Raw genomic sequence first — 1,287 nt, forward strand, 5'->3', positions numbered from 1 at the left:
GGCAGACTCAGGCTCCGGCCCAGGCCCCCCAAACGAAGCCCCCTGCTGCTCGTGTCCTTCGGTAACCGTCATGGCAATTCCTCATCTCCAACAGGAACCTTAATACACAGTTAAGTAGACACCCCCGGCATGAAGCGCGATCCAGCCAGCGTTGCGGCCCATGACTTCCACAACGATGCAGCGCTGGTGAGATTCCGCCGTTGTGTGAATGCGGTCCACCGCTTCCCTGGCGATCTCCACACGCCTACCACGGGCAGTCCCACTTCCGCGAGCCTCCGGGCTGCCGTTAGGGTGCCCTCTCCACCGACTGCGAGGATCGCGTCGATACGGTTCTCTTTGATCACCCGCGAGATATTCTCTGGGCCTCCGCGGGGTCCCTCGAATGGGTTGGTCCGAGATGAGCCAAAAATTGTGCCTCCCTGCTTGGATAAACCCCGGACACTAGTCCGGTCAAGGTGCATGAGACCGGCGTTGACGACTCCTCGCCAACCGTACTTGAAGCCAACGAACTCGTTGCCTGGGACGCGGCTGCTCTTCAGTGCTGCTCCCCGGATGACCGCGTTCAGCCCTGGACAGTCACCGCCCGAGGTGAGAATGCCAATCCTCATCTGATCCCTTACCTCTCTGGGTGCATAGAACGCCGGTAGGGTTGAGCCCCTACTCTCGGCCTGCCACAATCCACTCCCTTTTTGACGAGCCCGCGCCGAACCGCTTAGTGAAGCGCCAGTTATTCGGCAACCTCGCCGGTAGCCTCGTAGCTGGCGATCTTTCCGATGCGGCGCTCGTGGCGCTCGGCGTTGCTGAACGGTTCGGCCAGGAATGCCTTGATCAGTTCGGTGGCCCCCTTAACGGTGTGCTGGCGCCCGCCCACGGCCACGACGTTGGCGTCGTTGTGTTCGCGAGCCAGTTTGGCGGTGTCGAGGTTCCAGGCTAGGGCCGCGCGCACGCCTTTGACCTTGTTCGCGGAGATCTGCTCGCCGTTGCCTGAGCCGCCCAGCACTATCCCGAGGGCGTCTACGCCCGCGGCCTGGTCGGCCACGACGGCGGACGCGGCGTTGATGCAGAATGCCGGGTAGTCGTCCTCGGCGTCGTAGGCCGCGGGCCCGTGGTCTACCATCTCGTAGCCCTTGGCTGACAGTGCGGTGATGAGGTGGGAGCTGAGTTCCAGGCCGGCGTGGTCGGTTGCGATGTGAACGCGCATGAGTGGGTCTTTCAGGCTAATTGGGGCGGGGTGCGGTGTTGTTGGGGTTGAAGGCGAGTTGGCCGTTTGCGCGTAGTGACTCGATG

At 62.8% G+C, this 1,287-nt stretch carries 1 protein-coding gene and 1 pseudogene; both read right to left on the reverse strand.

All coding sequences use genetic code 11. The annotated features are described in order from the left end of the window. Positions 1-123: 123 nt before the first annotated feature. A pseudogene (locus QMG52_RS21680) lies at positions 124-608 on the reverse strand (6-phosphofructokinase); the annotation flags it as partial. A gap of 119 nt (positions 609-727) precedes the next feature. After that, complete coding sequence (locus tag QMG52_RS21685; protein WP_283562471.1) at positions 728-1,201, reverse strand: ribose-5-phosphate isomerase; 474 nt, start codon at positions 1,199-1,201, stop codon at positions 728-730. Positions 1,202-1,287: the final 86 nt, after the last annotated feature.

The sequence above is a fragment of the Paenarthrobacter sp. PH39-S1 genome (assembly GCF_030063245.1).
Lineage (GTDB): Bacteria > Actinomycetota > Actinomycetes > Actinomycetales > Micrococcaceae > Arthrobacter_M.

Bases quoted from the DNA above. Each gene is read 5' to 3' on its own strand.
- QMG52_RS21685 (WP_283562471.1), bottom strand. From the start codon at position 1,201: ATGCGCGTTCACATCGCAACCGACCACGCCGGCCTGGAACTCAGCTCC.